This window comes from Bradyrhizobium sp. MI1.3 (assembly GCF_055811695.1).
This window is the reverse complement of sequence record NZ_JBVVPQ010000079.1, coordinates 1-21693: the sequence shown is the minus strand read 5'-3', so window position 1 is coordinate 21693 and position 21693 is coordinate 1. Positions and strand designations below refer to the sequence as shown.

The 21693-nt window shown below is 63.8% G+C and carries 20 protein-coding genes and 1 pseudogene; 13 read left to right on the top strand and 8 right to left on the bottom strand.

The features are described 5' to 3' along the window. Positions 1–49: 49 nt before the first annotated feature. The 3 genes from metK to AC0L3A_RS34340 all read left to right on the top strand — a co-directional run bounded on the left by metK (position 50) and on the right by AC0L3A_RS34340 (position 4417). Entirely contained in the window at positions 50–1246 is a 1197-nt protein-coding gene (gene metK / locus AC0L3A_RS34350) for a methionine adenosyltransferase (RefSeq protein WP_473256043.1), read from the top strand. Between the two features lie 127 nt (positions 1247–1373). Then, positions 1374–2795 (top strand): adenosylhomocysteinase, encoded by a 1422-nt coding sequence (ahcY, locus tag AC0L3A_RS34345; RefSeq protein WP_473256042.1) that lies wholly within the window; start codon positions 1374–1376, stop codon positions 2793–2795. A 161-nt stretch (positions 2796–2956) separates the two neighbouring features. Further along, positions 2957–4417 carry a flavin-containing monooxygenase gene (locus AC0L3A_RS34340; protein WP_473256041.1) on the top strand — a complete coding sequence of 487 codons (1461 nt, stop codon included), beginning with the start codon at positions 2957–2959 and terminating at the stop codon, positions 4415–4417. Between the two features lie 193 nt (positions 4418–4610). Here the strand turns inward: AC0L3A_RS34340 and AC0L3A_RS34335 are convergent, their stop codons facing one another. Then, a complete protein-coding gene (locus AC0L3A_RS34335) occupies positions 4611–5321 on the bottom strand; it encodes an SDR family NAD(P)-dependent oxidoreductase (RefSeq protein WP_473256040.1) in 711 nt (236 codons plus the stop codon). A 213-nt stretch (positions 5322–5534) separates the two neighbouring features. On the opposite strand from AC0L3A_RS34335, the gene AC0L3A_RS34330 reads away from it, so the two are divergent. Both AC0L3A_RS34330 and AC0L3A_RS34325 read left to right on the top strand, forming a co-directional pair. Further along, a complete protein-coding gene (locus AC0L3A_RS34330) occupies positions 5535–6458 on the top strand; it encodes a LysR family transcriptional regulator (RefSeq protein ID WP_473256039.1) in 924 nt (307 codons plus the stop codon). Between the two features lie 146 nt (positions 6459–6604). Further along, the gene (locus AC0L3A_RS34325; protein WP_007601983.1) at positions 6605–6760 is read left to right on the top strand and encodes a hypothetical protein; all 156 of its coding nucleotides are present in this window, start codon (positions 6605–6607) and stop codon (positions 6758–6760) included. 21 nt (positions 6761–6781) lie between these two features. Here the strand turns inward: AC0L3A_RS34325 and AC0L3A_RS34320 are convergent, their stop codons facing one another. Both AC0L3A_RS34320 and AC0L3A_RS34315 read right to left on the bottom strand, forming a co-directional pair. After that, on the bottom strand, positions 6782–7078 hold the full coding sequence (locus tag AC0L3A_RS34320; protein ID WP_473256038.1) for a hypothetical protein: 297 nt from the start codon (positions 7076–7078) through the stop codon (positions 6782–6784). Between the two features lie 57 nt (positions 7079–7135). After that, a complete protein-coding gene (locus AC0L3A_RS34315) occupies positions 7136–7387 on the bottom strand; it encodes a hypothetical protein (protein ID WP_473256037.1) in 252 nt (83 codons plus the stop codon). A gap of 251 nt (positions 7388–7638) precedes the next feature. Between AC0L3A_RS34315 and AC0L3A_RS34310 the strand changes: the two genes are divergently transcribed. Further along, a complete protein-coding gene (locus AC0L3A_RS34310) occupies positions 7639–8568 on the top strand; it encodes an aspartyl/asparaginyl beta-hydroxylase domain-containing protein (RefSeq protein WP_473256036.1) in 930 nt (309 codons plus the stop codon). A gap of 6 nt (positions 8569–8574) precedes the next feature. Here the strand turns inward: AC0L3A_RS34310 and AC0L3A_RS34305 are convergent, their stop codons facing one another. Beyond that, the gene (locus tag AC0L3A_RS34305; RefSeq protein ID WP_473256035.1) at positions 8575–9117 is read right to left on the bottom strand and encodes a hypothetical protein; all 543 of its coding nucleotides are present in this window, start codon (positions 9115–9117) and stop codon (positions 8575–8577) included. 131 nt (positions 9118–9248) lie between these two features. On the opposite strand from AC0L3A_RS34305, the gene AC0L3A_RS34300 reads away from it, so the two are divergent. Beyond that, on the top strand, positions 9249–9707 hold the full coding sequence (locus AC0L3A_RS34300) for a YybH family protein (RefSeq protein WP_473256047.1): 459 nt from the start codon (positions 9249–9251) through the stop codon (positions 9705–9707). Between the two features lie 145 nt (positions 9708–9852). Continuing rightward, a complete protein-coding gene (locus AC0L3A_RS34295) occupies positions 9853–11193 on the top strand; it encodes an MFS transporter (protein WP_473256034.1) in 1341 nt (446 codons plus the stop codon). Between the two features lie 64 nt (positions 11194–11257). On the opposite strand, the gene AC0L3A_RS34290 is transcribed toward AC0L3A_RS34295, so the two are convergent. The 3 genes from AC0L3A_RS34290 to galE form a co-directional block, all read right to left on the bottom strand. After that, on the bottom strand, positions 11258–11959 hold the full coding sequence (locus AC0L3A_RS34290; protein WP_219682080.1) for a fumarylacetoacetate hydrolase family protein: 702 nt from the start codon (positions 11957–11959) through the stop codon (positions 11258–11260). Positions 11960–11994: 35 nt separating this feature from the next. Next, positions 11995–13797, bottom strand: coding sequence for an ABC transporter ATP-binding protein (locus AC0L3A_RS34285; protein ID WP_473256033.1), 1803 nt, complete (start codon positions 13795–13797; stop codon positions 11995–11997). Between the two features lie 118 nt (positions 13798–13915). Further along, positions 13916–14929, bottom strand: a complete 1014-nt coding sequence (galE, locus tag AC0L3A_RS34280) for a UDP-glucose 4-epimerase GalE (protein WP_473256032.1) — start codon at positions 14927–14929, stop codon at positions 13916–13918. A 125-nt stretch (positions 14930–15054) separates the two neighbouring features. On the opposite strand from galE, the gene AC0L3A_RS34275 reads away from it, so the two are divergent. Beyond that, entirely contained in the window at positions 15055–16092 is a 1038-nt protein-coding gene (locus AC0L3A_RS34275) for a glycosyltransferase family 4 protein (RefSeq protein ID WP_473256031.1), read from the top strand. Between the two features lie 173 nt (positions 16093–16265). Here AC0L3A_RS34275 and waaF read toward each other — a convergent pair whose 3' ends face one another. Then, positions 16266–17336 (bottom strand): lipopolysaccharide heptosyltransferase II, encoded by a 1071-nt coding sequence (waaF, locus tag AC0L3A_RS34270; protein ID WP_473256030.1) that lies wholly within the window; start codon positions 17334–17336, stop codon positions 16266–16268. Between the two features lie 174 nt (positions 17337–17510). On the opposite strand from waaF, the gene rfaD reads away from it, so the two are divergent. The 4 genes and pseudogenes from rfaD to AC0L3A_RS34250 all read left to right on the top strand — a co-directional run. Next, positions 17511–18491 (top strand): ADP-glyceromanno-heptose 6-epimerase, encoded by a 981-nt coding sequence (gene rfaD, locus AC0L3A_RS34265; protein ID WP_473256029.1) that lies wholly within the window; start codon positions 17511–17513, stop codon positions 18489–18491. An 11-nt stretch (positions 18492–18502) separates the two neighbouring features. Continuing rightward, entirely contained in the window at positions 18503–19987 is a 1485-nt protein-coding gene (rfaE1, locus tag AC0L3A_RS34260; RefSeq protein ID WP_473256028.1) for a D-glycero-beta-D-manno-heptose-7-phosphate kinase, read from the top strand. Beyond that, complete coding sequence (locus AC0L3A_RS34255) at positions 19984–21270, top strand: O-antigen ligase family protein (protein ID WP_473256027.1); 1287 nt, start codon at positions 19984–19986, stop codon at positions 21268–21270. The genes rfaE1 and AC0L3A_RS34255 overlap by 4 nt, the downstream gene beginning before the upstream one ends. A 123-nt stretch (positions 21271–21393) precedes the next feature. Next, a pseudogene (locus tag AC0L3A_RS34250) lies at positions 21394–21693 on the top strand (capsular biosynthesis protein); the annotation flags it as partial.

The following is a 21693-nucleotide window of genomic DNA, read 5'->3' as shown; positions in this document are numbered from 1 at the left end:
GCTAAATATCGCAACGCCCGCCAGCTAGCGGCGGAACAAGGGGTTACTGATGCGCGCGTCCTATCTCTTCACCAGCGAGTCCGTGTCCGAAGGCCATCCGGACAAGGTGTGCGACCGGATCTCCGACGAGATCGTCGATCTGTTCTACCGCGAAGGACCGAAAGCAGGCATCGATCCCTGGCAAATCCGTGCCGCCTGCGAAACGCTCGCGACCACCAACAAGGTCGTGATCGCCGGTGAGACCCGCGGTCCCGCATCCGTCACCAATGAGCAGATCGAAGGCGTCGTCCGCGCCGCGATCAAGGACATCGGTTACGAGCAGGAAGGTTTCCACTGGGAGAAGGCCGACATCGAGATCCTGCTGCATCCGCAGTCGGCCGACATCGCGCAGGGCGTCGATGCGCTGCAGCCGGGCGAAGTCAAGGAAGAGGGCGCGGGCGACCAGGGCATCATGTTCGGATACGCCACCAACGAGACGCCGGATCTGATGCCGGCGCCGATCTTCTACGCCCACAAGATCCTGCGCCTTATCTCGGAAGCGCGCCACTCGGGCCGCGAGAAGGTGCTGGGCCCGGACTCCAAGAGCCAGGTCACCGTGCAGTACGAGAACGGCAAGCCCGTCGCCGTGCGGGAGATCGTGGTATCGCACCAGCATCTGGTCGAGGACATCTCATCCAAGCAGATTCGCGACATCGTCGAGCCCTATGTGCGCGAGGCGCTGCCGAAGGAGTGGATCACGGCGAAGACGATCTGGCACATCAACCCGACCGGCAAGTTCTACATCGGCGGTCCCGACGGCGATTCCGGCCTGACCGGCCGCAAGATCATCGTCGACACCTATGGTGGCGCGGCCCCGCACGGCGGCGGCGCGTTCTCCGGCAAGGATCCGACCAAGGTCGACCGCTCCGCGGCTTACGCTGCCCGCTACGTCGCCAAGAACATCGTCGCGGCCGGTCTTGCGGATCGCTGCACGCTGCAGCTCGCCTACGCCATCGGCGTGGCGCGTCCGCTGTCGATCTACATCGACACCCACGGCACCGGTAAGGTGTCGGAGGAACAGCTCGAGAAGGCCGCCGCCAAGGCGATGGATCTCACCCCACGTGGCATCCGCAGCCATCTGGATCTCAACCGCCCGATCTACGCGCGCACCTCCGCCTACGGCCATTTCGGCCGTACCCCCGACAACGAGGGCGGCTTCTCCTGGGAGAAGACCGATCTCGTCGAAGCGCTCAAGCGCGCGGTCTGATCACCGACGTCATTTCGGGGCGCCGCGACAGCGGCGAACCCGGAATTCCTAATCCATCGCATCGAGATTCCGGGCTCGCCTCTCCAGGGCGACCCGGAATGACCAATTCAACAACAGGACGCCCGCAATGAACGCGAAGCCCGGCTTCACCGATTACATCGTCAAGGACATTTCGCTCGCTGATTTCGGCCGCAAGGAGCTCTCGCTCGCCGAGACCGAGATGCCCGGCCTGATGGCCACCCGCGAGGAGTACGGCCCGAAGCAGCCGCTGAAGGGCGCGCGCATCGCCGGCTCGCTGCACATGACGATCCAGACCGGCGTGCTGATCGAGACGCTGGCAGCGCTCGGCGCCGACATCCGCTGGGTCTCCTGCAATATCTATTCGACGCAGGACCACGCCGCGGCGGCGATCGCAGCCGCCGGCATTCCGGTGTTCGCCGTCAAGGGTGAGAGCCTGACCGAGTACTGGGACTACACCGCCAAGCTGTTCGACTGGCACGGCGGCGGTCATCCGAACATGATCCTCGACGACGGCGGCGACGCCACCATGTACGTCCATCTCGGCCTGCGCGCCGAGAACGGCGACACCAAGTTTCTAGACAAGCCGGGTTCGGAAGAAGAGGAAGTTTTCTTTGCGCTTCTGAAGAAGCAGCTCAAGGAGAAGCCGAAGGGCTACTTCGCCGAGATCGCCAAGAGCATCAAGGGCGTTTCCGAAGAGACCACCACGGGCGTGCATCGTCTCTATGACATGCAGAAGGCCGGCACGCTGCTATGGCCGGCCATCAACGTCAACGACAGCGTCACCAAGTCGAAGTTCGACAACCTCTACGGCTGCCGTGAATCGCTGGTTGACGGCATCCGCCGCGGCACTGACGTGATGATGTCGGGCAAGGTCGCGATGGTCGCGGGCTTCGGCGACGTCGGCAAGGGTTCGGCCGCCTCGCTGCGCCAGGCCGGCTGCCGCGTCATGGTCTCCGAAGTCGATCCGATCTGCGCGCTGCAGGCGGCGATGGAAGGCTATGAAGTCGTGACCATGGAAGACGCCGCGCCCCGCGCCGACATCTTCGTCACCGCGACCGGCAACAAGGACATCATCACGATCGAGCACATGCGCGCGATGAAGGATCGCGCCATCGTCTGCAACATCGGTCACTTCGACAACGAGATCCAGATCGCGGGTCTGCGTAACCTGAAGTGGACCAACATCAAGCCGCAGGTGGACGAGATCGAATTCCCCGACAAGCATCGCATCATCATGCTGTCGGAAGGTCGCCTCGTGAACCTCGGCAATGCGATGGGCCATCCGTCCTTCGTGATGTCGGCCTCCTTCACCAACCAGACGCTGGCGCAGATCGAGCTTTACGCCAACAACAAGGACGGCAAGTACAAGAAGGAAGTCTACGTGCTGCCGAAGTCGCTCGACGAAAAGGTCGCGCGCCTGCACCTCGCCAAGATCGGCGTCAAGCTCACCGAGCTGCGCAAGGACCAGGCCGACTACATCGGTGTCAAGCAGGAAGGCCCGTACAAGTCGGACCATTATCGCTACTGATCCGCTGATCGTATCTATTATCGACGCAAAGCCCCGGAGCGATCCGGGGCTTTGTTGTATCGAGCGCAACGCACGTGTCTCCTCGCGGTTGTGTCAGGGGCCGATTGCCAGTTGACGAGGGATCGTCCCGGTCAGACAATCGTTGACGGCGGAGGAAACAAATGTCGCAAGAACATTTCGACGTGCTGATCGTCGGTGCCGGCCTGTCCGGCATCGGCGCGGGCTATCATCTTCAGGCCAAGTGTCCGGGCAAGAGCTACGTCATCCTCGAGGGGCGCGACTGCATCGGCGGCACCTGGGATCTGTTTCGCTATCCCGGCGTCCGCTCCGACAGCGACATGTTCACGCTCGGCTATTCCTTTAAGCCGTGGACGGATCCGAAGGCGATCGCCGACGGCGCGCAGATTCTCAATTATGTGCGCGAAACCGCTGCCGAGAACGGCATTGAGAAGCACATCCGCTTCCGCCATCGCGTCAAGCGGGCCGCGTGGTCGACGCCGGACGCACGTTGGACCGTCGAGGCCGAGCGCATCACCGGCGAGGGTATGGCAGAAACCGTGCGCTTCACCTGCAATTTCCTGTTCATGTGCTCGGGCTATTATAAATACGAGGCAGGCTACACGCCGGAGTTTCCGGGCGTCGCGGATTTCGCCGGCCGCATCGTGCATCCGCAGAAATGGACCGACGACATCGACTGCGCCGGCAAGCGCGTCGTCGTGATCGGCTCGGGCGCGACCGCGGTGACGCTGGTGCCGGAGCTCGCCAAGACGGCCGCGCAGGTCACCATGCTGCAGCGCTCGCCGACCTATGTGGTGTCGCGCCCGGCGCAGGATCCCGTCGCCAACAAATTGCGGCGCAATCTGCCGACGCGGCTTGCCTATCAACTGATCCGATGGCGCAACGTGATGTGGGGAATGTTCTTCTTCCAGCTCAGTCGGCGCCGCCCTGCGAAGGTGAAGGAGCTGGTTCTCAAGGGCGTGCAGATGGCGCTCGGCCCCGACTACGACGTCGCGACCCATTTCACGCCGCGCTACAATCCCTGGGACCAGCGGCTCTGCCTCGTGCCGGATGGCGATCTGTTCAAGGCGATCCGCGAGCAGCGCGCCTCGGTGGTCACCAAAGAGATCGACACGTTTACGCACGACGGTATCCGCCTGAAGGACGGCAGCGAGCTTGCGGCGGACATCGTCGTGACTGCGACGGGGCTGGTGCTCCAGGTGGTCGGCGGGTTGGAGGTTAGCGTCGACGGCCGCGCCGTCGATTTTGCCAGCACGCTGACCTACAAGGGCATGATGTATGCCGACGTGCCCAACATGGCTTCCGCGTTTGGCTACACAAACGCATCATGGACGCTGAAATGCGACCTCACTTGCGAGTATATCTGTCGGCTCATCAACTACATGGACCGGCACAATTTCCGGCAGTGCATGCCGCATAATGACGATCCCACGATTACCGCGCAGCCATCGCTCGATTTCACCTCGGGCTATGTCCAGCGCTCGGTCGCAAAGATGCCGAAGCAAGGCTCGAAGCAGCCGTGGCGGCTCTACCAGAACTACGCGCTCGACATCGTCTCCTTGCGGTTCGGCCGGATCGACGATGGCGTGATGCAATATTCCTGATCGCAACGACCTCCGCGTTCTATGGCTTGCGCGTGGTAAGCGGCAGAAGATCAATCGCGAGCACGAGCACGACGGCGCCTGTGAACAAGTGCCTCCGAGTCGAACCCGACCGCTCATGCGGTCGGGGATGGACTTGCTGCTTGGCATCTGCGTCTGTCATGTCGTCCGCGCGCGCGCAAAGGCGCTGGTGCGTTCAGTGGCCGGCGCTCTGGCCGCCGTCGACATGCAGGATTTCGCCGGTGACGAAGGAGGCGCCCTCGAGATAGAGCACGGCATCGACGATGTCGAACATCTCGCCCATATGGCCGACGGGATGCAGCGCATCGAGCTGGGCGTGCGTTGCGACGGGATGCATCGGCGACTTGATGATGCCGGGCGACACCGCGTTCACGCGGATACCGCGCTTGGCATATTCGATCGCGAGCGATCTGGTCGCGGCGCTCAACCCGCCCTTGCTCAGCGAGGCCAGCACCGAGGGCACGTTCGAATTGGCCTGGTCGACCAGCGTGGTCGTGATCTGGACGACATGGCCCGACCCCTGCTTCTCCATCTCGGCGATGGCGAGCTGCGTGACGTGGAAGAAGCCTGCGACGTTGGTGCCCATCACCGCCGCATAGTCCTCCGCCGTGTACTGCGTGAACGGCTTTGCGACGAAAATGCCGGCGTTGTTGACCAGCGTGTCGACACGGCCGAAGCGGGAGATGGCTTGGGAGACCACGCACTCGGCCGTAGCCCTCTCGGAGATGTCGCCGGGAACGGCGAGGACATCGTCATCGCCCGACGGCTTGATGGAGCGTGCCGTCGCGACGACACGATAGTTGCGATCGCGAAAACCCTGGACTAGGGCGGCACCGATGCCCTGCGAAGCACCGGTGATGATGGCGACCTTCTGTTCGATACCCATGACGGGCTCCTGTTGTTGGCGTTCATAATCTGGGCCAGCGGCGGCTGGCTTGGAGGATGACGTACGCCGCAGCGGGCCGGCTGCGAATATGCGCTGTCCGGCAGACACTCTTTCGCGGCGCGAACGAATGCCGGCCGTCGCCCGGCGGTGGTTGTCGCAGCGGGAGCGAACGCCTAGCTTTCAGTCGGAGCTCGATGGGCTGGCGGGAAACGTATGGATCGTCTGGATGCGATGAAGGTGTTCGTCCTTGCGGTGGACGAGGGCAGCCTCGCGGCGGCGGGCCGCAAGCTCGGCCGTTCGCCGGCGGCGGTGAGCCGCGCCATTGCGTTCCTGGAGCAGCGGGCCGGCGCTGAGCTGCTGCATCGGACCACACGTTCGATCAAGCTGAGCGAGGAGGGCGAGCGCTATGTCGCGGTCTGTCGCCGCGTGCTCACCGAATTGGAGGAGGCCGATGACATTGCGGCCGGGCCTCGCACAGCGCCCCGCGGCCTGCTCACAATCACTGCGCCCGTGGTGTCGGGTGAGATGGTGCTGCGGCCGATCCTCGATGCCTTTCTCGATGCCTTTCCGACCGTGTCGGCAAAACTCCTGCTGTTCGATCGTGCGGTCAATCTGATCGAGGAGGGGGTCGACGTCGCGCTCCGCATCGGCCATCTCGCGGATTCGGCGATGGTCGCGATGCGGGTCGGCGAGATCAGCCGCGTCGTGGTGGCATCACCACGCTATCTGAAGCAGCACCCGCGCATCACCGAGCCCGGCGACCTCGCCAAGCACCAGATCGTCGCGATGGCGCACCTTCCCAATTCCTGGACCTTTGCGCCGCAGGCCGGCTCGTCGGCTGCCCGCACGGTGCAGTTCACGCCGCGGCTCGTCGTCAACAGCACCTACGCGGCAGTGGCCTCGGCCGTCGCCGGCCGCGGTGTGGCGCGAATGTATTCGTACCAGGTGGGTGAGCAGGTCGCGCGCGGCGAGCTCGAGATCGTGCTGGCCGGCGAGGAGGATCCCGAGATGCCTGCGCATTTGATCTGTCCGCAGGGCCGGCTCTCGGTGCCGAAGGTGCGGACCTTCACGGACTTTGCGGTGCCACGGCTGAAGAAGCAGTTTGCTCAGCTCAAGAACAGCATCACCGCGCGGTGAGCCGCTGCGTGGACGGGCAATGCGTTGTTTTGCGTATACGGCCGCTCGGGTGAATCGGCCATGTTGCCCGAACGGTTAACGCCGGATTAACCGCGGAGTCCTAGCCTGTCTCGGCCGGGGTTACTTGCAAGGCCGAGGTGAGCCCAATGGAAGCCCAGAGAATCGCGGTCGACGCCGTCGTCGCGTTGACCGATTGCGACCGCGACGCCGTGATCACGTTCATCCGCCGCCTGTATCTCGCCGGCGTCACCGACCCGAAGCGCCTGACCTTCAAGGGTCTCCAGGCCCTGTCACGGGCGTGACCAGGGCCCCGTACAATCTGTTTACTGGACGGTCGGATCGCTGATCCGGATTGACGGCACGCGGTCCGCCTGCACTTCGAATGAGAAGGGCCATGGATGATAGGTCCAGAGCTCGGTCTTCTCCAGCCCGCTCGGCCCGACATGGAAGGGGCCGCCGAACTGCGCCATCAGCTTCTCGGTGCTGTCGCCGAGGTTGATGTGGTTGAAGCTGTAGCCGGGGGCGGGTGCCGGCCCGCTGACCTGAAGCGCGATCACGCGGTTCGCTTTCACGGTTGCGGCGAGATAGGGAGACTGATCGGCCTTGCCGAGAAAGTACACATAGTTCGTTGCTTGTTCGCCGGCGGCAGCTTGCGGTGCGGTTCGCCAGCGAGGCCTTCAGTGACGCCCCCGATTGCCGACGCCCAGCGCGCCCATGCGCTGGCAGGCGAAGCTGAGTAAATCAGGATCCGGCGGGGCGGCGCCCTTCTTGGTTTCGACGCGGCAGGCGAATGTCTGCCCTTGCCGCAGCCATTGGCCCCGCAGCTCCGGATCTGGCGTCTTGCCCTGCTGCGGTCGCGGCTGAACGCCTTGGCCATTCGCGGGTACGGATATTCCAAGCAGAGACAGGGCGAGCGCGAAGCCCGCCAACGACCGCCATATCCCCAAGACGCAACTCCAGATTCCCAACCTGTGGAACCCAAAGATACCACGTGGCCGAAACCGGCTGCAACGCCGGTATTGAGGTGGGCGCGGCTTCGATTTGTCCTTGTGCGCCGCCCCGCCCACGGCCGTGCCAATCACAACCTGCGGAGCAGCCTCAGGATGCATGTCGATACCTTGCCACTCGGGCCGCGTCGGGATAGATCACGTCCCCGGTTAAATCACCGGGAACTGGGGAGATGTTAAAACTGCTTTTTGCGCCGCAACTCGTCATTCTCTATGTGCTGGCGGCATCGACCATCTACGTTCATTTCCGCGGCAAGCAGCGGCTGCGCTTCGCGCGCCAGCTTGGCGACCACTCCACCTATCTCGCGCCCTACAATGTGCTGATGTATGCGGGCTCGGCGGTGCCGAACAAGCCGGTGATCCCGGTCGATCAGTTTCCCGAGCTGAAAGCCCTCAGCGAAAATTGGGAGACCATTCGCGATGAGGCCGTTCGCCTGTTCGACGAAGGCTTCATTCGCGCGGCGGCGAAGAACAACGATTGGGGCTTCTACTCGTTCTTCAAGAGCGGCTGGAAACGCTTTTACCTGAAATGGTACGATGACTTCCTGCCCTCTGCGCGCACGCTGTGCCCGAACACGGTGGAACTGCTCAACTCCATTCCGAGCGTGCATGGTGCGATGTTTGCGATGCTGCCGCCGGGCGGCAAGCTCGGCGCCCACCGCGATCCCTTTGCCGGTTCGCTGCGCTACCACCTCGGCCTCGTCACGCCGAACTCGAACAGGTGCCGCATCCTGGTCGATGGCGTCGAATGCGTCTGGCGCGACGGTGAGGCCTTTATGTTCGACGAGACCTTCATTCACAGCGCCGAGAATGCCACCGACGTCAACCGCATCATCCTGTTCTGCGATGTCGAGCGTCCGATGAAGTACGGCTTCATGACCGCGATCAACCGCTGGGTCAGCCACCACATCGTCAAGGCCTCTGCAACCCAGAACGTCGACGGCGAGAGTGTCGGCGTGCTCAACAAGGTGTTCGGCAAGCTCTACGAGATCCATCTTGCGAGCCGCAGGGTCAAGCAATGGAATCGCAACGTCTACTACACGCTCAAACATTCGCTGACGGCGTTGATCCTCGGCCTCATCGTGCTGTCGGCGCTGCGATGACCGCGTCTAGTGATGGTGCTTGTGTGCTTCGGAGCCATCAGGGCGTTGGTAACCGCGCAGCTCCGCGTATCGCTGCATTTGGATCCGGTCGAGCAGAGCGGTTGTCGATAGATGGTATTTGAGGTGGCTTTCGCGGAGCAGTGCCTGGGTTTCCGAAATGGCAATGAGGGCCGCCTTGAGTGATTCCGATGTCACGACGCGGGCGGAGAAGAGGCGGTCCAACTCCGTTTCCTGCTCGACCAGCTTGTTACCCAGCGGGACCGCCTCTTGCTTCATGGCATCGAAGAGGCGCTGAACCTGGATGCGCTGATCCGCGGTCAAATCAAGTCGATCACCGAGCTCAAGAACATGGCTCGGGCCGGGATATCCATTGAGTTCGGCGGCAAGCGCCAGGCCCATGCCACGTCCGGCTCGAAGATCGTCGATCTGCTGCTGCGACAGCGCCTTGATGGGGCGATGCTCGAGGCCGGCATAGGGCTGACTGGACTGCGCGCTGGCAACATTGCACGAGACGATAAGCGTGGCCGCAAGCAGGAGAAGGCGTCTCATGAGTCCGGCTCCATGAAATCGGCCCGGTTCGTGGATCGATCTCCACCGGTGCTCTCCACATATCTTGCTGGACGGTTCGCCTCATGGCAACAAAGATTGCCGCGATTGAGTTGCCGAAGATGGAGCAGGCGATGGCCTCCTTGCCGACCGCGAATACCGAGATCACGCAGTTCATTCGCCACTGGCTGGAGACCTTCGCGGGCTATGTCCGCGAGGTCGACTATGCTTCGGCGCGGCCGCTCTTCCATCCGGATGTGCTGGCGTTCGGCACGCACAACGACGTCATTCCGGGTCTTGAGCAATGGGTCTCGACGCAATGGGACAACGTCTGGCCGAAGACGGCCGACTTCCGTTTCGTTATCGACCAGGCCTCGATCCTGGCATCGTCCGATGGCACGATGGCGACCGTGATCGTGCCATGGACGAGCACGGGCTATCATCCCGACGGCAGCGCGTTTCCGCGCCCCGGCCGGGCCACGATGGTGTTTTCAAGACATGGCGATAGCTGGCTCTGCGTGCATTCGCACATGTCGCTCAATCGGGGTGTGCCGCAGACAAGCCACGCCGATCGGGCGGTGAAGGCCTGGTAGTGCCCCCTCCCGGGGCTTATCGACCGACTAAAGTTTTAGCATCCCATTTCACGTCGGTTGGAACCCTTGGAACCCAACGTCGTTTTTTCCGCAACAATAACAGGTGAAAACACGCAAGCGGCGGCCTATCTGAGGATGCGCTCCCATGGCAACCCTTGATCTCGACGCCACCCGACTTACTGCCCCCGAGCATCAGCGCCAGCTTCGCCGCGCCGTGATCGCCTCCACAATCGGGACCGCGATCGAGTGGTATGACTTCTTTCTTTACAGCACCGTCACGGGGCTGGTTTTCGCAAAGCTCTTCTTTCCTCACTCCGATCCCTGGGTCGGCACGCTGGAGGCATTTGCGATCTACGCGGTCGGATTCGCCGCGCGGCCCGTCGGCGCGGCAATCTTTGGCCACTATGGCGACCGCATCGGACGTAAATCCACGCTGATCGCGACGCTGCTCTTGATGGGACTGGCGACCGCTGCCGTGGCCGTGGTGCCGACCTATGCCAGCATCGGTATCTGGGGCGCCGTGATCCTGACCGTGCTGCGGTTCATTCAGGGCGTCGGCGTCGGCGGTGAGTGGGGCGGCTCGGTACTGATGTCGATGGAATGGGCGCGCAACGACCGATCCCGTGGATTGATCGCATCATGGCCGCAGTTCGGTGTGCCCTGCGGGCTTTTCTTGGCCAATCTTGCCGTGCTGGTGTTCAGCCAGATGGCGGGTGATCAGTTCCTGGCATGGGGCTGGCGTATTCCCTTCGCGCTCAGCATCATCCTGGTCGGCGTGGGCCTCTATATCAGGCTCGGCATTCTCGAAACCCCGGTGTTCTCCAAGCTCGTGGCCGAACGCCAGGTCGATCGCACGCCGATGCTCACGGTGATCCGGGAATATCCGAAGGAGATTCTACTGTCTGCGCTTGCGCGCATGTCGGAGCAAGCGCCGTTCTACATCTTCACGGCCTTCGTGTTCTCCTATGGCATCGGCACCCTGCACGTATCACGCGACTTCCTGCTGACCGCGGTGCTCTCGGCCTCGGTGCTGTCATTCGTGTCGATCCCGCTGTGCGGACATATCTCCGATCAGATCGGCCGCAAGAACATGTATATGCTCGGCGCTGCCGTGACGGGCATCTTCGGCTTCGTCTATTTCGCCATGCTCAATACGGGGTCGCTGACCATCATCTTTCTCGCGATCATCCTGTCGCTGATTCCGCACGACATGCAGTATGGGCCGCAAGCCGCCTTGATCGCCGAGAGCTTCACCGGACGCCTGCGCTACAGCGGCTCCTCGCTAGGCTATCAGCTCGCATCCGTGATCGCCGGCGGCCCCGCGCCGCTGATCGCCACCTGGCTGTACGGCACGTTCCACTCGGCGACCGCGATCGCGGTCTACATCGCGATTTGCGCGGTCGTGACGCTGGTCGCGACCGCGATGATGACCGATTATACCGGAAAGGACATCAACGCGGCAGGGGCGTACGAGCGACGAACTTGAATCCGTAAAAAAGCCCCGGACGCGATGCCCGGGGCTTTGCTGTCCCGTGATCTCGAGCTCAGCCTTATTCCGGCTGACCGATGCTCACCTTCAGCGTGCCGACGCCGTCGACGCCGCATTCGAGCTTGTCGCCCGGCTGGAGCTGCGACACGCCGGCCGGCGTGCCCGTCATGATGATGTCGCCGGCGGCGAGCTTCACCTGCTGCGAGAGCTGCCAGATGATCTCGGGCACATTCCAGATCAGCTCGGTGAGGTCGCCTTTCTGCGCTTCCTTGCCGTTGACCGTGAGCCAGATCTTGCCCTTGGCGGGGTGGCCGATCTTCGATGCCGGCTGCACCGCGGAGCAAGGCGCCGAATAGTCGAACGACTTGCCGACCTCCCACGGACGCTCCTTCTTGCGCGAAGCGATCTGCAGGTCGCGGCGGGTCAAATCGATACCGACGGCATAGCCGTAGACATGGTCGAGCGCCTTCTCGGCGGGAATGTTGAGGCCGCCGCTCTTCATTGCGACGATCAGTTCGACCTCGTGATGGAGATCCTTGGTCAGCGGCGGGTAGGGAATGGTGGCGCCGTCGGGCACCAGCATGTCGGCGTGCTTGGCGAAGAAGAACGGCGGGGCGCGCTCGTCATTGCCCATCTCGCGGATGTGCTCGAGATAGTTGCGACCAACGCACCAGATGCGGCGCACGGGATAACGGCCGCTTTCCCCGACGACGGGAAGCGAAGCCTGGGTCGGAAGCGGGATGACGTAGGAGGCGGCGTTCATGGTGCGATCTCGCTGCTCTTGAGGTGAAAGGAACTCTATGCGGTTGCGCTGATCGGCGCCAGAGCGCCGGCGTCGTGATGTTGCAGGCGGAAGAACGAGGCGTAACGACCGCCGCGGCGGAGCAGCTCGTCATGCCGGCCCTGCTCGACGATCTCGCCGCCCTCGACCACCAGGATCGCATCGGCGTGCATGATGGTGTGCAGGCGGTGCGCGATCACGATGGTGGTGCGGTTCTGGCAGAGATGCTCGATCGCCTCCTGCACCTGCCGCTCGGACTCGGAATCGAGCGCGGCGGTGGCTTCGTCGAGCAGAATGATCGGCGCGTTCTTGATCAGCGCGCGCGCGACCGCGATGCGCTGGCGCTGGCCGCCGGACAGCTGCGTGCCGTGCTCGCCGACGGGCGTGTCGTAGCCGAGCGGGAAGCCCATGATGAAATCATGCGCGCAGGCTGCTTTCGCAGCACCGATGATTTGTTCTTCGGTTGCGCCCGCGCGGCCGAAGGCGATGTTGTTGCGGATGGTGTCGCGGAACAGATAGACGTCCTGGCCGACATAGGCGGTCTGGGCCCGCAGCGATTTTCGCGAGACGGCGCCGATCGACTGGCCGTCGATCACGATGTCGCCTTGCGTCACCTCGTAGAAGCGCAGCAGCAACCCCAGCACAGTCGATTTGCCGCCGCCGGAGGGGCCGACCAGCGCAGTGACCTTGCCGGGCTCGGCAACAAAGCTCATCCGGTTGAGGACGGTCTCACCGTTGCGATAGGAGAAGCTGACGTCACGCAGCTCGATGCGTGCAGTCGACAGTTTCAGCGCCGGCTTGTCGTCGTCGGAATGCTCGCTCGCGGGGCTGTCGACGACTTCGAGCAGCATGCGAGCGCCGACGAGCTGGCTGTTGAGGTCGATGTTGAGCCGCGCCAGCCGCTTGGCCGGCTCGGTCGCCATCAGGAACGCAGTCATGAAGGAAAAGAACGCGCCGGGCGTGGCGTTGAGCGCGACCACGCTATAGCCGCCGTAAAGCAAACAGCCGGCGACTGCGAAGCCGCCGAGCATTTCCATCAGCGGATTGGAGCGGTTGGCGACGCGGGCCATCTTGTTGGCGTTGCGCTCGACGATCGCGATGTTCTCGTCGATGCGGTTCTGCATGGTGTCTTCGAGCGTGAAGGCTTTCACCGTGCGGATGCCCTGCAGCGATTCCTGCATCGTCTCCAGGATGTCGGCGGTGCCGGTGAACTGGTTGTAGGCGAGCCCCTTGATGCGCTTGACCAGTTTGCGCAGCACGAGCATCGCCGGCGGCACGGCGACGAGGCCGATGAACGACATCACCGGATCCTGCCACACCATCACGCCGATCATGGCGAGCAGCATCATGAGGTCGCGCCCGACCGCATTGACCAGCATGTTGAGGACATCGGTGATGGACTTTGCGCCCGCCGTCAGCCGCGCCAGAAATTCCGACGAATGCCGCTCGGAGAAGAATCCGACGCTTTCGCGCATCAGCTTGGCGAACAGCTGGCGCTGGTTGGTGGCGAGGATCGCGTTGGAGATCTTGGTCAGGATCACCATATGACCGTAGGTCGCTACGCCCTTGATGAAGAGCAGGATCACGGTAATGCCCGAGAACATCGCGATGCCCGGGATGTTCTTGTCGACATAGGCCTGGTTGATGACCTGGCCGAGCACGTAGGTCGCGCCCGCGGTCGATCCGGCGGCAAGCGCCATCAGCGCGAAGGCGACGAGGTAGCGCCGCCAGTAGATGATCCCCTGTTCCGTGACCAGGCGGCGAATCAGCACCGCTGCCGCATAGGGATCGTCGGTGATTTTCTTTGGAAACTGAGCCATCCGCAGTCCATTGACGGCACAGGAATAAGCCTGCCCGCGCGTCAGGGATCGAACGGCCTCTGTGCCCGCTAAGCCAGCGCTTTTCAAGCCCAATTAAGGGCTTGCGCTGGAATGGAATCTAGGCCGAGGCGGCGTGGCGGAGCTCGCCGTGACGCTCGCGGAACAGCTTGTCCTCCCAAGCCAGCGCATGGGCTGCAATGGTCTCGAGGTCGTCGTATTGCGGCTTCCAGTCGAGCAGGCCGCGGATGCGGCTGGTGTCGGCGACCATGGTCATGATGTCGCCGGGCCGGCGCGGGGCGTACTGCACGGCGAAGCTGCGGCCCGAGACACGACGCACCGCGTCGATGGTCTCCAGCACCGAGTAGCCGCGGCCATAGCCGCAATTGAGCGTCGTCGAGGCGCCGCCGTTGCGCAGATAGGCGAGCGCCGAGCGATGCGCCTGCGACAGGTCCGTGACATGGATGAAGTCGCGAATGCAGCTGCCGTCCGGGGTCGGATAGTCGGTGCCGAACACGTCGATCTTGGCGCGCTGGCCGGTCGCGGCTTCCACCGCGATCTTGAGCAGGTGCGTGGCGCCGACGGTGGCAAGGCCGATCCGGGCCTGCGGATCGGCACCCGCAACGTTGAAATAGCGCAAGGTCACGTATTGCATGCCGTAGGCGGCGGCGACGTCGTGCAGCATGATCTCGGTCATCAGCTTCGACGAACCGTAGGGCGACAGCGGCCGCGTCGGCGCATGCTCGGGCACCGGCACCTGGTCCGGATCGCCGTAGACCGCCGCGGTCGAGGAGAAGATGAAGCGGTCGATGCCGCGCTTGACCGCGACGTTGAGCAGGTTGCGCGCGGTCGTGAAATTGTTGCGGTAATAGCCGAGTGGATCGCGCATCGAATCCGGCACGACCACCGAGCCCGCGAAATGGATGATGCTCTCGATGTTGTGCTGGGCGATCACGCCTTCGAGCAGGTTCTCGTCGCCGGCATCGCCAATGAACAGCGGCACGCCTTCGGGCAGATAGGCCGAGAAACCAGTGGAGAGATCGTCGATCACGACGACGTCCTCGCCGGCTTCCGCCAGCGCCAGAACCGTGTGGCTTCCGATGTAGCCGGCACCGCCGGTGACAAGCACAGTCATGATCTCACCCGTCTTCGATCAACGCTCCAAGCTAACGTTTACGTGGTGAAGAGTGGTTATCGGCGCGGCTGAACTGGCCACTATGCTTAATGTTGCGTATAGGGACTTTCGAAACGGAGCGTGGCGTGGCGAATTCCCCAAGCGATCTGGAAGTGATCGTGCCAAATCTGCACAGGCGCTATTCCGGGGTCACCGCGACCAACCGGATGGTGGCGCCGCGGCTGGCAAAGCTGTTTCCCGCCGCGTGGTTCGGCTCCGACGCGCCGGAGGGAATCGCGCGCCTGAACGGTGCCGATCTCCTGGGATTGTGGCGCCGCCAGGCGCCGTTGATCTGGCACGCGCGCCGCAACAACGAGATGATCGCGGGCGTGCTGTTGCGCGCGCTCGGCTGGCCGCTCAAGCTCGTCTTCACCTCGGCGGCACAGCGTCATCATAGCTGGATCACGCGCTGGCTGATCCGGCGCATGGACGCGATCATCGCGACATCGGATCTTTCGGCCTCGTTCCTGAAAGTGAAGGCGTCGGTGATTCCGCACGGCGTCGACACCGCCGTCTATGCGCCGCCGGCAGATCGCACCGCCGCCTTCGCGGAAGCCGCGCTGCCGGGCCGCTACGCGATCGGCTGCTTTGGCCGCGTACGTGCGCAGAAGGGCACCGATGTGTTCGTCGATGCGATGTGCCGTTTGCTGCCGCGCTATCCGGATTTCACCGCAATCATCGTCGGCCAGGTCACACCCGAGCAAACCGCTTTTGCAAACGACCTGAAGAAGCGGATCGAGGCCGCCGGCCTGCAATCGCGCATCGTCATCACCGGCGAGCTGCCGATCGAACACGTGCAGCGCTGGTATCAGCGGCTGACGATCTACGCCTTTACCTCGCGCAACGAAGGTTTTGGCCTGACGCTGATCGAGGCGATGGCGGCCGGGAGCGCGCTGGTCGCCGCGCGCGCCGGCGCGGCCGAACTCGTGGTCGAGGATGGCGTGACCGGCGTGCTGATCCCGACCGGTGACGCCGATGCGCTGGCTGCAGCGGTGGAACCGCTGATGCGTGACGTGGCCGCCGCGATCGCTATGGGGGAGCGCGGGCGGGCAAGGGTGCTCGAACGGTTCAGCCTCGATGCCGAGGCAGCGCGGATCGGGGAGGTCTATCGGCCGCTGCTTTGAGCCCTTGTCGTAGCGTCGCCAAAACAAAAAACGCGAAAACAACCCCATTCACAGTAGCCGGGGCCAACGAAATCAATGGCTTGGCGATGGTGCGGTGTTCTGCTGATTTTACGAAGTCGCTCGTCGGGCAAAACACTGGCATGGTGTCAACATCGGCGGAGCCCCGACAGCCGTTAGGTCGAAGCCCGCATCCCCACCTCACCCAGCACCCGCTGCGCAATCTCCACCAGCTCGCTCGCCGCGATATCTCGCATGCAGCGGTGGTCGTTCATCTTGCAGATCGTGTTCTGGCAGGGCTGGCAGGAGAGCACGCTCTTGTCCTGGACCACGGTCGCGGCGAGGCCGTTGAGGGGAGCCCAGAGGTAGGGGCTGGTCGGGCCGAAGATGCCCATGGTCGGCGTGCCCAGGGCGGCTGCGACATGCATCAGGCCGGAATCGTTGGAGATTGCGACGCCGGCCGCGGCCATGGCCAGCACGCCGTTGCGCAGATCATTGCCGGTGAGGTCTCGCACGCGAGCGCCGGCCGCCGCGACGATCTCCTCGGCCAGGCCCTTTTCCCCGGGGCCGCCGACAACCCAGACCTCAAGGCCGCGCTCGGCGAGCAAGCGGGCGGCCTCGGGATAATAGGTCCAGCGCTTTGAAGCGCCGACCGAGCCAGGAGCCAGTGCCACAGCGGCGGCGGCGCTGAGGCCGTTGGCCTGCCGCCAGCGGACGATGTCCTCGGCCGGAACCCGCAACTGCGGCACCGGCCATTCCGCCGGCAGCGGGGCGCCATCGGGCTGGGCGAGGGCAGCGTTCTTGTCGATGAAGCGGGGCAGTTTCTTTTCGCCCCAGCGCCAGCGATTGAGCAGGCCGAACCGGAACTCGCCGACGAAGCCGACTCTTTCCGGAATCCCGGCCAAAGCGGGCGCAATGGCGGCCTTCCAGGTACGGGGCAGCACCAGGGCGGTGCCGTAGTTTCGCTCGCGCAGGAGCTTCGCCAGGCCGAGCTGGCGGCCTACGGCGAGCCGGCCGCGCGGCAGGTCCCAGACGATCGCTTCGCGCACGCCCGGCATGTAATCGACCAAGGGCGCGCACAGGGATGTCGTGAGCAAATCGATCGGCCGGTTCGGCCAGCGCTCGTTCAAGACCCGCACGACGGTGTGATTCCGGACGAAATCGCCGATCCACATGTAGGGGACGATCAGGATCGGGCGGGTGTCGCCCCGATCTGCCTCTCCACTAAGTTGCGAATCTTGGTTCATTCGTTAAAAGGGCCGGGGTGCGCTGGATGTGGCGGTTCGGTTAGCCGCTCCGCGCCGGCAGGTAAAGCCGGCTGAGTGGCAATCCCAAAACCGCTTACACTTTGGCGGATCATGCGCTAGGGCAGAACCGGGCCGCAAAACTTCGGGCAGGCGGAATCTGGCAGGGACGTTGGAATGTTGCTGGTGACCGGCGGAGCCGGTTTTATCGGATCGAATGTCGTCGCCGCGCTGAACGAGGCCGGCCGCAGCGACGTGGTCGTCTGCGATTTCCTTGGCAGCGAGGGCAAATGGCGCAACCTCGCCAAGCGGCAGCTTGTGGATATCGTGCCGCCAGCTGAGCTGCCGGACTGGCTAAAGGGCCGTAAGCTCGATGCCGTGATCCATCTCGGGGCGATTTCCGCGACCACTGCGACCGACGGCGACCTGGTGTTCGAGACCAACTTCCGCCTGTCGATGCGCCTCCTCGACTGGTGCACGGCGAATGCGGTGCCGTTGATCTACGCCTCCTCGGCGGCGACCTATGGCGACGGCGAGGAGGGATTTGACGACGACGCCTCGGTCCGTGCGTTGAAGAAACTGCGGCCGATGAATCTCTACGGCTGGAGCAAGCACCTGTTCGATCTCGCCGTCGCCGAGCGCGCAGCGAACGGCGAGAAGCTGCCGCCGCAATGGGCCGGGCTGAAATTCTTCAACGTGTTCGGCCCCAACGAATACCACAAGGGCTCGATGATGAGCGTGCTGGCGCGCCGCTTCGACGACGTCAAAGCGGGCCGCATCGTGCAATTGTTCAAGTCGCATCGCGAAGGCATCTGCGACGGCGACCAGCGCCGCGATTTCATCTATGTCGACGACGTCGTGCGCGTGATCATGTGGCTGCTGGCAACGCCCTCGGTATCCGGGCTGTTCAATGTCGGCACGGGCAAGGCGCGCAGCTTCAAGGATCTGATGCTGGCGGCTTATGGCGCGCTCGGCGCCAGCCCCAACATCGAATACATCGACATGCCCGAGCAGATCCGCGGCAGCTACCAATATTTCACCCAGAGCGAGGTCGATCGCCTCCACCGCGCCGGCTATAATGGCGGTTTCACGACGCTCGAGGACGCGGTGAAGGCCTATGTCGGGGATTATCTCGACCGGCCCGACCGCTTCCGCTGAGGCCCATCACCATGCCGACGCCCATTCTCGATTTCGATGCCCTCGCGCAAGCCATCTCGGGCCGCACCGTGCTGTGCATCGGCGACATCATGCTGGACGAGTTCGTCTATGGCGAGGTGTCGCGGATCTCGCCGGAAGCGCCGGCGCCTGTCATCGTCGTACAGCGCAGCGAGATCCATATCGGCGGTGCCGGCAATGTCGCGCGCAACGTCGCTGCGCTCGGCGCGCGCTGCATCTTCGTCGGCCTCGTCGGCGAGGACGAGGCGGGCAGGCAGCTCGCCTCGACGCTTGCGGAGCAGGGTGCAATCGAAAGCGTGCTGGTGTGCGATCCCTCACGCCCGACCACGCGAAAGGTCCGCTTCGTCTCCGAGCATTTTTCCACGCACATGCTGCGTGCGGATTGGGAGCAGGCCCAGCCTGCTTCCGATACGATCGAGACCAAGCTGATCGAAGCGATCCTGCCACAGATCGCGCGCGCCGACGTCGTGCTGCTGTCCGACTACGCCAAGGGCGTGCTGACGGCCCGCGTCATCCGCCACACCATCGACGCCGCGCGAAAACTCGGCAAGCCCGTGATCGTCGATCCCAAAAGCCTGAACTGGGCGATCTATCGCGGCGCCACGCTGCTCACGCCCAATCGCAAGGAATTTTCGGAAGCGACCCGAAGCCGCGCCGACACCCCGCAGAGCATCGTCGATGCCAGCGAGGACGTGATGCGGCTCGCCGATTGCGAAGCGATCCTGGTCACCCAAGGCGAGCACGGCATGACGTTGGTGCCGCGCAACGGCGAGGCCGTTCACGTTCCGGCATTTCCGGTCAAGGTGCGCGACGTCTCCGGCGCCGGCGACACCGTTGCCGCCGCGCTCGCGGTGTCGCTCGCCGCCGGCGCAGACTGGGACACGGCGCTTCGCATAGCCAGTGCCGCGGCCGCCGTCGCCGTCGGCAAGCAGGGCACCGCCAGCGTGAGTGTGGCCGAGCTGAAGCGAAAGATATTGCCGCATGCCTATCTCGCGGCCGAAGAGAAGATCGTGTTCGAGCCCGGTGCGCTCGACGCGCAGCTCGCGGAATGGAAGAAGCAAGGCCAGCGCGTCGGCTTCACCAATGGCTGCTTCGACATCCTGCATCCCGGCCACGTCAAGGTGCTGACAGCGGCGCGCTCCGCCTGCGACCGCCTGATCGTGGGCCTCAACAGCGACGCCTCGGTGCGGCGGCTGAAGGGCGCCGACCGCCCTGTTCAGGACGAGCGAGCGCGTGCGGAAGTGCTGGCGGCGCTCGAAGCGGTCGATCTCGTCGTTATTTTCGATGAGGATACGCCGATCGACCTGATCACCCGCACCAAGCCGAGCGCGCTGATCAAAGGGGGCGATTACACCCGCGAGCAGGTGGTCGGCCATGAGGTCGTCGAGGCCGCGGGCGGAACGGTCGTGCTGGTCGACATCCTCCAGGGCTTCAGTACGACCGCGTTGGTGCATCGCGCCCGGGGAGGGGACAAGTGACAGCGCTCGCCGGGGAGACGACCGGCCAGGTGCTGTGGCGGCGTCTGCGCAGTCCGGCGGCCTGGTCCGAGACGGTCGATCTGTTCGCGATCCTGACCGCGGCCTCGCTGCCATGGTCGACGTCGCTTGCTGGCATCTTCAATGCCTTGATGCTGCTCTGCATGGTGCCGTTCCTCGACGTCCGTGAGTTCTTGCAATCGCTCAAGCGTCCGATCTGTTTGGCGCCGATTGCGCTGGTCCTGCTCGCGCTGGTCGGGACGCTGTGGTCGGACGCGGCCTGGGGGGCGCGCTTCTACGCGGTCAATCCGACCGTCAAGCTGCTGGTGCTGCCGGTCTTGCTCTATCATTTTGCGCGCTCGCCGCGCGGACATTGGGTGTTCGTCGCCTTCCTGGTGTCCTGCGCGCTGTTGTCGGTGATGTCCTGGCTCGTCGCCTTCTACCCAGACCTCGCGCTCAAATCCGACCGCGTCGAGCGCGGCATCTTCGTCAAGAACTACATCGACCAGAGCCAGGAGTTCACGCTCTGCGCAGTCGCGCTCGCCTATCCGATCGTGCGGTTGCTGCGCGAGAGGCGCTACTGGATCGCCGGGCTGCTCACGGCGCTTGCGCTCGCCTTCTTCACCAATATGGTGTTCGTGGTGGTATCGCGCACCGCGCTCGTCACGATCCCCATCCTGTTCGGTGTGTTTGCGTTGCTTCATCTGAGATGGCGCAACATCGCGATCATCTCCGCGGCCCTACTCGTGGGCGCGGTTCTCGCCTGGCAGGCCTCGCCGCAATTGCGCAAGACCTACGACACTTTCGCCAGCGACTACACACGCTATGTGGAAAAAGGCGCGCCGACCTCGGCCGGATTGCGGCTCGAATTCTGGCGGAAATCCCTCGGCTTCTTCTCGGAGGCGCCGATCAAGGGGCACGGCACCGGCTCGACGCGTGGATTGTTCGAGCGGGCCGCGACGCCCGGCAATCAGAACCTGGCATCCGCCGAGGTGATCGGCAACCCGCATAACCAGACGCTGAACGTGGCCGTGCAATGGGGCATCATCGGCGTCGCCGTTCTCTACGCCATCTGGATCCTGCATCTGCTGTTGTTTCGCGGCGACGGGCTCGCAAACTGGGTCGGCCTCCTGGTCGTGGTCCAGAACGCCTTCACCTCGCTGTTCAACTCCCATCTGTTCGACTTCCACGAGGGCTGGATGTACGTCATCGGCGTCGGCGTTGCCGGCGGCATGGTGATCCAGACCCAGCAGGCCGAGGCGAAGGCGACAGTAGCCGGTTCCTGAACGGCCGCCGGGATCGCAAACCTTGACCGGCAAACCTTGACTGGCAAGCCTTGACTGGCATGTCCGGCCGAGATGGGTTATCAGCGCGATCAGGTTGCATTAAACTGGATTTTCGGTCAGCGGATGACGCGTCTTTCGCATCTCACCTTGCGCAATTTCATGATCGCGCTCCACGACCTGCTGGCGACGACGGCGGCGCTGTTCGCCGCCTTCTATCTGCGCTTCGAGGGCGGCGACGGCTTCTTCGATCGCCTGCCGCTGCTGATCCAGATCCTGCCCTATTTCCTCGCCTTCAGCTTGGTCGTGTGCTTCGTCTTCAACCTGACCACGACCAAATGGCGCTTCATCTCGCTGCCTGACGCGCTGAACATCATCCGCGTCGCGACCGTGCTGACGGTTGCGCTCCTGGCGCTCGACTATATC

Coding starts and splice junctions, on each gene's coding strand:
- metK (WP_473256043.1), top strand. CDS start 50: ATGCGCGCGTCCTATCTCTTCACCAGCGAGTCCGTGTCCGAAGGCCAT.
- ahcY (WP_473256042.1), top strand. CDS start 1,374: ATGAACGCGAAGCCCGGCTTCACCGATTACATCGTCAAGGACATTTCG.
- AC0L3A_RS34340 (WP_473256041.1), top strand. CDS start 2,957: ATGTCGCAAGAACATTTCGACGTGCTGATCGTCGGTGCCGGCCTGTCC.
- AC0L3A_RS34335 (WP_473256040.1), bottom strand. CDS start 5,321: ATGGGTATCGAACAGAAGGTCGCCATCATCACCGGTGCTTCGCAGGGC.
- AC0L3A_RS34330 (WP_473256039.1), top strand. CDS start 5,535: ATGGATCGTCTGGATGCGATGAAGGTGTTCGTCCTTGCGGTGGACGAG.
- AC0L3A_RS34325 (WP_007601983.1), top strand. CDS start 6,605: ATGGAAGCCCAGAGAATCGCGGTCGACGCCGTCGTCGCGTTGACCGAT.
- AC0L3A_RS34310 (WP_473256036.1), top strand. CDS start 7,639: ATGTTAAAACTGCTTTTTGCGCCGCAACTCGTCATTCTCTATGTGCTG.
- AC0L3A_RS34305 (WP_473256035.1), bottom strand. CDS start 9,117: ATGAGACGCCTTCTCCTGCTTGCGGCCACGCTTATCGTCTCGTGCAAT.
- AC0L3A_RS34300 (WP_473256047.1), top strand. CDS start 9,249: ATGGCCTCCTTGCCGACCGCGAATACCGAGATCACGCAGTTCATTCGC.
- AC0L3A_RS34295 (WP_473256034.1), top strand. CDS start 9,853: ATGGCAACCCTTGATCTCGACGCCACCCGACTTACTGCCCCCGAGCAT.
- AC0L3A_RS34290 (WP_219682080.1), bottom strand. CDS start 11,959: ATGAACGCCGCCTCCTACGTCATCCCGCTTCCGACCCAGGCTTCGCTT.
- AC0L3A_RS34285 (WP_473256033.1), bottom strand. CDS start 13,797: ATGGCTCAGTTTCCAAAGAAAATCACCGACGATCCCTATGCGGCAGCG.
- galE (WP_473256032.1), bottom strand. CDS start 14,929: ATGACTGTGCTTGTCACCGGCGGTGCCGGCTACATCGGAAGCCACACG.
- waaF (WP_473256030.1), bottom strand. CDS start 17,336: ATGAACCAAGATTCGCAACTTAGTGGAGAGGCAGATCGGGGCGACACC.
- rfaD (WP_473256029.1), top strand. CDS start 17,511: ATGTTGCTGGTGACCGGCGGAGCCGGTTTTATCGGATCGAATGTCGTC.
- rfaE1 (WP_473256028.1), top strand. CDS start 18,503: ATGCCGACGCCCATTCTCGATTTCGATGCCCTCGCGCAAGCCATCTCG.